The 8,136-nt window shown below is 63.1% G+C and carries 7 protein-coding genes and 1 pseudogene; 2 read left to right on the top strand and 6 right to left on the bottom strand.

Annotated elements, in window-relative coordinates; translation table 11 throughout:
• Together EN939_RS39030 and acs are read right to left on the bottom strand one after the other, a co-directional pair.
• Nucleotides 1–102, bottom strand: a pseudogene (locus EN939_RS39030) (MOSC domain-containing protein); the annotation flags it as partial.
• Nucleotides 102–2,057 (bottom strand): acetate--CoA ligase, encoded by a 1,956-nt coding sequence (gene acs / locus EN939_RS12380; protein WP_127268243.1) that lies wholly within the window; start codon nucleotides 2,055–2,057, stop codon nucleotides 102–104. The gene acs and the pseudogene EN939_RS39030, both read right to left, overlap by 1 nt.
• A 302-nt stretch (nucleotides 2,058–2,359) precedes the next feature.
• On the opposite strand from acs, the gene EN939_RS12385 reads away from it, so the two are divergent.
• The gene (locus EN939_RS12385; RefSeq protein ID WP_013529022.1) at nucleotides 2,360–2,632 is read left to right on the top strand and encodes an usg protein; all 273 of its coding nucleotides are present in this window, start codon (nucleotides 2,360–2,362) and stop codon (nucleotides 2,630–2,632) included.
• A gap of 307 nt (nucleotides 2,633–2,939) precedes the next feature.
• Here EN939_RS12385 and EN939_RS12390 read toward each other — a convergent pair whose 3' ends face one another.
• Together EN939_RS12390 and EN939_RS12395 are read right to left on the bottom strand one after the other, a co-directional pair.
• Nucleotides 2,940–3,974 (bottom strand): aldo/keto reductase, encoded by a 1,035-nt coding sequence (locus EN939_RS12390; RefSeq protein ID WP_127268244.1) that lies wholly within the window; start codon nucleotides 3,972–3,974, stop codon nucleotides 2,940–2,942.
• Between the two features lie 52 nt (nucleotides 3,975–4,026).
• A complete protein-coding gene (locus tag EN939_RS12395) occupies nucleotides 4,027–5,208 on the bottom strand; it encodes an MFS transporter (protein ID WP_127268245.1) in 1,182 nt (393 codons plus the stop codon).
• Between the two features lie 119 nt (nucleotides 5,209–5,327).
• Between EN939_RS12395 and EN939_RS12400 the strand changes: the two genes are divergently transcribed.
• Nucleotides 5,328–6,236 carry a LysR substrate-binding domain-containing protein gene (locus tag EN939_RS12400; protein ID WP_127268246.1) on the top strand — a complete coding sequence of 303 codons (909 nt, stop codon included), beginning with the start codon at nucleotides 5,328–5,330 and terminating at the stop codon, nucleotides 6,234–6,236.
• A gap of 44 nt (nucleotides 6,237–6,280) precedes the next feature.
• Here EN939_RS12400 and EN939_RS12405 read toward each other — a convergent pair whose 3' ends face one another.
• Nucleotides 6,281–7,330, bottom strand: coding sequence for an aldo/keto reductase (locus EN939_RS12405; RefSeq protein ID WP_127268247.1), 1,050 nt, complete (start codon nucleotides 7,328–7,330; stop codon nucleotides 6,281–6,283).
• A 177-nt stretch (nucleotides 7,331–7,507) separates the two neighbouring features.
• Nucleotides 7,508–7,762, bottom strand: a complete 255-nt coding sequence (locus EN939_RS12410; RefSeq protein WP_127268248.1) for a type II toxin-antitoxin system Phd/YefM family antitoxin — start codon at nucleotides 7,760–7,762, stop codon at nucleotides 7,508–7,510.
• Nucleotides 7,763–8,136 lie beyond the last annotated feature (374 nt).

Here is an 8,136-nt window from a genome sequence, read left to right on the forward strand (position 1 = left end):
AATGCTCTCGATGTCGACCGAGATTGTCTCCCGGCGCTCGCCGGCAAGCGAACTCGCCGGATAGCGCCAAAGCTCACTGACAGTGCCAAGCGCTGCCTGCATCAGCTCTTCTTGTTTTGCCGGTTGGCGACCAAATCATCGACGACGGCCGGATCGGCGAGCGTCGAAGTATCGCCGAGCGCTGAAAAATCGTCCTCGGCAATCTTGCGCAGGATGCGGCGCATGATCTTGCCGGAACGCGTCTTCGGCAGGCCGGGCGCGAACTGGAGCTTGTCGGGCGAAGCGATGGCGCCGATCTCCTTGCGGACATGGGCGACCAGCTCCTTGCGCAGCTCCTCGCTCGGCTGCTCGCCGGCCATCAGCGTGACGTAGCAGTAGATGCCCTGTCCCTTGATGTCGTGCGGATAGCCGACGACGGCGGCTTCCGAAACCTTGTCGTGGCTGACCAGTGCGGATTCGACCTCGGCCGTGCCCATGCGATGGCCGGAGACGTTGATGACGTCGTCGACGCGGCCGGTGATCCAGTAATAGCCGTCGGCGTCACGGCGGCAGCCGTCACCGGTGAAATACTTGCCCTTGTAGGTCGAAAAATAGGTCTGCACGAAGCGGTCGTGGTCGCCATAGACGGTGCGCATCTGGCCCGGCCAGGAATCGGTGATGCACAGATTGCCGTCGGCCGCACCTTCCAGCACCTTGCCCTCGCCGTCGACCAGCTGCGGCTTGACGCCGAAGAAAGGCCGCGTCGCCGATCCCGCCTTGAGGTCGGTGGCGCCGGGCAGCGGCGTGATCAGGATGCCGCCGGTCTCGGTCTGCCACCAGGTGTCGACGATCGGCACCTTGCCGTTGCCGACGATGTTGAAATACCACTCCCAGGCTTCCGGATTGATCGGTTCGCCGACCGAACCCAGTACGCGCAGCGACTTGCGCGATGTCTTGGCGACATGCGCGTCGCCGGCGCCCATCAGCGCGCGCAGCGCCGTCGGCGCGGTGTAGAAGATGTTGACCTTGTGCTTGTCGATGACTTCCCAGAAGCGCGACTGCGACGGATAATTCGGCACGCCTTCGAACATCAGCGTGGTGGCGCCGTTGGCGAGCGGGCCGTAGACGATGTAGCTGTGGCCGGTGACCCAGCCGACATCGGCGGTGCACCAGTAGATGTCGCCGTCATGGTAATCGAAGACATATTGGTGGGTCATCGAGACGTAGACGAGATAGCCGGCGGTGGTGTGCAGCACGCCCTTCGGCTTGCCGGTCGAACCCGATGTGTAGAGGATGAACAGCGGGTCCTCGGCCTTCATCTTCTCGGGCTTGCATTCGGCTTTCACCGTCGCGACCTCGTCGTGGTACCAGACGTCGCGGCCTGAAACCCAGCCGGTCTTGCCGCCGGTGCGGCGCACGACCACCACCTTTTCGACTTTCGTTCCGGCTTTCGCGGCGATCTCGATCGCCTTGTCGGTGTTTTCCTTCAAAGGGATGGGCTTGCCGCCGCGCAGGCCTTCATCAGCCGTGATGACGAAGGTCGACTTGCAGTCGTCGATGCGGCCGGCCAGCGCATCCGGCGAGAAACCGCCGAAGACGATCGAATGGACGGCGCCGATACGCGTGCAGGCCAGCATCGCATAGGCGGCTTCCGGGATCATCGGCATGTAGATGGTAACGCGATCACCTTTCTTGACGCCGTGTTTCTTCATCACATTGGCGAGCCGGCAGACATGCTCGTAGAGCTCGTTATAGGTGACCTTCTTGTCATCGTAGGGATTGTCGCCTTCCCAGATAATGGCGGTCTGGTTGCCGCGCTTCTTCAGGTGCCGGTCGATGCAGTTGTAGGAAACGTTGGTCAGTCCGTCCTCGAACCATTTGATCGAGACCTTGCCGTCGAAGGAGGTGTTCTTGACCTTGCTGAAGGGCTTGAACCAGTCGATGCGCTTGCCGTGCTTGCCCCAGAATTTGTCCGGGTTCTTGACGCTGTCGGCATACCATTTCAGGTAGGTGTCATTGTCGATCAGCGCGTTTTTCTTCCACGCCGGCTGGACGCGATGGACATGAACCTCGGACATTCCTGACTTTCCTCCCGAACCAATCGCCGGCTTGAAATGCCGGCGGGATCGCGGCGACAGGGCCGCGAATTCGGCGGCATTATTACCAGTTCCGCCGTTACGGCAACATTAGACGTTGGATTCGCGCGGCGGGATGCCGCAGGGGGCTTCCCCGAGGCTGTCAGCACTCGGCCAAGTGCGCTGCTAACTGCATGTTTTCGCATGCTAAAGCCGGTTCAGATGAAGAAAAAATCAATAGACGATTAATCAGCGGCGCGCACAATCAGCCATGGGAGGACAGGCGAATCAACCTGGGGACCGTAATGCGCGACCATGCCGAAATGGACCTGATGCTCAAAGGCTATGGCTTGACCACGGCCAAGATTCTCTATCACTTTCCCGATCACCCGCATCTGCTGCAGAGCTTCATCTGGCAGGACTACGATCTGGCGCCGAAGTTTCCGGTGCTGATCAAGTTCATCGAATTCTGGAAGGCCAAGCTGGACGGGCCGCTGCATTCGATCAGCTACACCCACCAGAAGCTGATCGCGCCGAATGAGTGGCGCAAGGTGGATGGGGAGTTCGTGCTGCACTGAGAGCAGTAGGCAGGCATTTTGTCGACCATTAGTGGTTGGCGCAAACGCCTATCGCGTCGTCATCCACGGGCGAAGCAAGGAGCGAAGCGACGCGGCGCAGACCCGAGGATCCATGCCGGGACTCCGAAGCGTCACAACGGTGCAGAATTCTGCTCCGCTGCACTTTACGGCCAAGGTCGCGGCATGGATCCTCGGGTCTTCGCGACGCCGCTTCGCGGCTGCTCCGCCCGTGGATGACGAAGTTGAGGGGCTTCGGCTACCCCCAAATGTCTCTATGGCGGCCCCGGAACGTAAGACTGTGACTTAATCAAACAGCCGGCGGGTTCAGCCGGGCAAAGCCTTCCTGCCGCCGATACGGGAAGTACGGGTAGGGCGCGGTGACTTCGCTTGCGGCGTCGAGTTTCCCGATCTGCTCCGGCGTCAAGGTCCAGCCGACGGCGCCGAGGTTCTGGCGAAGCTGTTCCTCGTTGCGGGCGCCAATGATGACCGACGACACGGTCGGGCGCTGCAGGAGCCAGTTGATGGCGATCTGCGGCACGGTCTTGCCGGTTTCCTGCGCCACCGCATCGAGCGCATCCATCACCCGATAGAGATGCTCGTCCTCGACCGGCGGTCCGAAGCTTGCCGTGTCGTGCAGCCGGCTCTTTTCCGGCAAGGGCTGGCCACGGCGGATCTTGCCGGTCAGGCGGCCCCAGCCAAGCGGGCTCCACACGAGCGCGCCAACGCCCTGGTCGAGGCCGAGCGGCATCAGCTCCCATTCGTAGTCGCGGCCGACCAGCGAGTAGTAGACCTGGTGCGCGACATAGCGCGGATAACCGTGCTTGTCGGCTTGCGCCAGCGACTTCATCACTTGCCAGCCGGAGAAATTGGAGACGCCGACATAGCGCAGTTTGCCGGCGCGCACGAGTTCGTCCAGCGTCGACAAGACCTCCTCGATCGGCGTCCCGGCATCGAAAGCGTGCAGTTGCAACAGGTCGATATAGTCAGTGCCGAGGCGCTTCAGCGCGGCGTCCACCGACTTGATCAACCGCGACCGGGAAGAGCCATAGTCAGCCGGTCCGTCGCCCATCGGCAGCGCGGTCTTGGTCGATATCAGGACGGCATCGCGGCGGCCTTTTATGGCTTCGCCAAGCACCTCTTCCGAGGCGCCGTTCGAATAGACGTCGGCGGTGTCGAACAAATTGACGCCGGCCTCCAGGCAAATGTCGATCAGCCGCCGCGCCTCCCTGGCGTCGCTGTTGCCCCAGGCGCCGAACAGCGGGCCGGAGCCGCCAAAGGTTCCCGCGCCGAATGAGAGTGCGGGCACTTTCAGGCCCGATGCACCGAGACGTCGGTAGTCCATCTTTTTACTCCTGTGGAATGAAGGGTGTGGGAAGCGGGTTTGCAGAGGACGGTCACGACCGGATGGAGGCAGGCTCGCCGAGCGTGGCGGTGCGATCGAGACGCAGCGCCAGCCCCGCCACACCGAGTGCCGCGAGCGGCAGCAGGGCGGCGACCCAGGTAAGGGAGCCCAGGCCAAGGCCATGGGCAATCACCGCACCACCAAGCCAGGCGCCTGCCGCATTGCCGAGATTGAAGGCGGCGATGTTGAAGGACGAGGCGAGGCTCTGGCCGGCACCTTGCGCCTTGTCCAGCACCCACATCTGCAGCGGCGCCACTGTGGCGAAGGCGGCGGCACCGAGCAGGCCGACATAGATGACGGCCATGACCTGGCTGTGGATGGCGAAGCTCATGGTGGCGAGCACCAGGGCCAGCACCACGAGACTGCCCAGCACGGCCGGCACCAGCCAGCGGTCGGCGACCTTGCCGCCAAGCAAATTGCCGGCGATGAGACCGCCGCCGAAGACGAGCAGGATCGGCGACACGGCCGCTTCCTTGAAGCCGCTGATCTCGGTCAGCAGTGGTGCGATATAGGTGAAGACGGCGAAGACGCCGGCATAGCCGAGCACCGTGGTGGCGAGGCCGAGCAGGACGGGCGTGCGGCGCAGCACGGCGAGATCGGCGCGCAGATCGCTCTTTTCGGGCGCCGTCCGGCTGCGTGGCACCAGAGCCAGGATGACGGCGAAGGCCGCCACGCCGACCAATGTCACCGCCCAGAAGGTCGCTCGCCAGCCGAAGGCCTGGCCGAGCCAGGTGCCGAAGGGCACGCCGAGGATGTTGGCGATGGTCAGACCGGTGAACATCAGCGCGATCGCCGAGGCTTGTCTGTTGGGTGCGACCAGCCCGGTGGCGACGACAGAGCCGACGCCAAAGAATGTGCCGTGGGCGAAGGCGGTGATAATGCGGGCGCCCATCAGCGTCCAGTAATCGGGGGCCAGCGCACAGGCGAGATTGCCAAGCGTGAAGATCGCCATCAGTGCCAGAAGCACGGTCTTGCGTGGCCAGTTGCCGGTGGCGATGGTCAGCAGGGGCGCGCCGATGACGACGCCGAGCGCATAGCCCGAAATGAGCTGGCCGGCGGCCGTGATCGAAACGCCGAGATCCTTGCTGACATCGAGCAGCAGACCCATGATGACGAATTCGGTGACGCCGATGCCGAAGGCACCGGCGGCAAGCGCGTAAAGAGCAAGAGGCATGGCGGTTTCCACTTCGATGGCGAAGAGCGCCGTCCCGCGCCCCGACCCCTGAGATCGTGCTTCCCTGCATTGTGAACCAGACTTGCCTTGGGCACATTTTCTGTGAAATAGATTCACAAATGGCCAGGCCCGATATCAATCGCTCCGGCGAGATCGAAGTGTTCGTGCGCGTCGTCGAGGAAGGCAGTTTTTCCTCCGCGGCACGCGCGTTGCGCATGACACCGTCGGCGGTGAGCAAGCTGATCGCGCGGCTGGAGGCCCGGCTTGGCGCGCGGCTGGTCAGCCGCTCGACGCGAAAGCTGCAACTGACGCCGGAAGGTACCGCGTTCTACGAGAGCGGCCTGCGCATCCTCGCCGACATGGCGGCGGCCGAGCAGGAGGCGGCGGCGGGTGCTTCACCGCGCGGACGGTTGCGCGTCAACAGCTACGTGCCCTTCGGGGTACACCGGCTGATCCCGCTTCTGCCACGCTTCCTCGAACGCTACCCCGAGATTTCGGTCGATCTGGTGCTGACCGACAGCGTCATCGACCTGATGGCGGAACGCGCCGATGTCGCTATCCGTGCCGGGCCGCTGAGTGAGTCACGGCTGGTGGCGCGCAAGCTGGGGCAAAGCCCTGTGGTGGTCGTTGCAGCACCTTCCTACCTCGAAACGCAGGGCACGCCGCTGACGCCAGCCGATCTCGACAGGAATAACCGCATGGGCTTCGGCTTCGTCAGGCATCTCGATGGCTGGCCGTTCCTCGACGCGGACGGCCGCGCCATCATGGTTCCCATCACCGGCAACACGCTGGTCAGCGATGGTGAGGCGATGCGGCTGATGGCGCTGGCGGGCGCAGGCATCGCCCGGCTGGCGCGCTGGCATGTGGCGGAAGACATGGCGGCCGGCCGGCTGGTGTCGCTGCTGGAGGCATTCAATCCGGGCGACGAGGAGCCGACCCACGCCGTCTATGTCGGCCAGGGCCGGCATCTGCCGGCGCGGGTGCGTGCCTTTCTCGATTTTCTCGGAGAGAGCGTCCGGCTGAGCTGACATCTCCGGAGCCACGGCTCCCGGGATGTCAGCGTGGGCTGTATTTATGCTTTCGGCGTGAACGGCGCCGGGCGGCGGCCCACTGCCTGGCGCTCCAGCATCCAGCCGGGATATTCGGACGGCAGGGCGCTGACCTCGTCGAGACGAAGCAGATCGTCGGTGTCGAGCTTCACTTCAGTCGCGGCAAGGTTCTGCTCCAGCTGCTCCATGCGGCTGGCGCCGATGATGACGCTCATCACGAAGGGCTTGGCCAGGACATAGCCGAGCGCCACCGTGGCGACGCTGACATCATGCTTTTTGGCGATTTCGCGCATGACGGCCACCGCGGCCCAGGCGCGGTCTTCGTTGACCGGCGGGAAGTTGAAGGACGCGCGGCGGCCTTCGCCATTGCCGGGCGCGCCGGGGCCGTACTTGCCGGAGAGCAGGCCACCGGCCATCGGCGACCACACCATCAGGCCGAGCTTCTCTTCGTTGAGCAGCGGCACGATCTCGCGCTCGAGGTCGCGGCCGGCGATCGAATAATAGGACTGGACGGTCTCGAAACGGGCAAAGCCCTTGCGCTCGGCGATGCCGAGCGCCTTGGCGATGCGCCATGCCGCCCAGTTGGAGACGCCGACATAGCGAACCTTGCCGCTGGCAACGAGATCGTCGAGCGCCCGCAGCGTTTCGTCGATCGGCGTCACGGTGTCGGTGCCGTGCAGCTGGTAAAGATCGATATGGTCGAGCTGCAGCCGCTCTAAGCTGGCATCGACCGAGTCCATGATGTGGCCGCGTGACGAGCCGCGCTGGTTGGAGCCTTCGCCCATGGCGCCATGCGCCTTGGTGGCGATGACCACGTTCTGCCTGTTCACACCGAGATCCCTGAGCGACTGGCCGAGCAGCCGTTCGGATTCGCCAAAGGAGTAGACGTCGGCCGTATCGAAGAAATTCACGCCGGCGGCGAGCGAATGGGCAACGATCTCGTTGACACCCTTCTGGTCGAGGCTGGCGATCAGGCCCCATTGGGCATTCTGACCGGCGGCGCCGAAGGTCATGGTGCCGAGGCACAGTTCGGAGACGAACATCCCCGTATTTCCAAGCTGGTTGTAGCGCATGGTGGCGGCTCCAGAGAGTTTGTGATGACGCAAAGCAAATAGGAACGGTACGTTTCGTTTCCAATTGCTGGCTCAACGAGCCCGCCGAGTTGGCCTATAACCCCTCACCGCATCTAATGCCGCCATCAGAAAAGCGCCCGCTGCATTCACCGAACGAGGTTCGCATGAGTATGCGGATTATAAGTCTATAACTCGGATCTTCGTCTTCGGGCGGCGATTGACCTCCTCGACGAAGTCGTCATCCCACACGGGACCTGAGAGAAGATATTCCGCAAGCGAAGGTGTTGCGCCGACCAGTCGGTCGTAGTCCTCGGGGGAGAGTACGACAGCAGTTGGCTTTCCGCGCACCGTGATGGTTTGTGGCCCTTGTTCCCGCGCCTGCCGTACGAGTTTCGCCAGATTGTTCTTCGCGTCCTTAAGATGCCAGTTCAAGGGCACTACTCGCTAGATGGCTTCGCTAGTCATATACCAGATGCCGTTGAAGCATGGCAGGGTTTCCGCTCGAACAGATGTGTTCGCTAGTTCCTCGACATGGGTTGGAAGCTATTGGCAGCGAGAATCTATAGCCTCTTTCGGCGGCAGATCGCAAACCTCGGGGATTGGCCTAAACATCTCTCTCGTCGTCATCCACGGGCGGAGCAAGGAGCGCAGCGACGCAGCGCAGACCCGAGGATCCATGCCGCGACATCTGCCGAAGAATGCAGCGGAACAGAATTCTGCACCGCTGCATTTTCCTTGTCGTCACGGCATGGATCCTAGGGTCTGCGCTCCGCTTCGCGTCGCTCCGCCCTAGGATGACGAAGGTG

Source organism: Mesorhizobium sp. M7A.F.Ca.CA.002.05.1.1 (assembly GCF_003998335.1).
GTDB lineage: Bacteria > Pseudomonadota > Alphaproteobacteria > Rhizobiales > Rhizobiaceae > Mesorhizobium.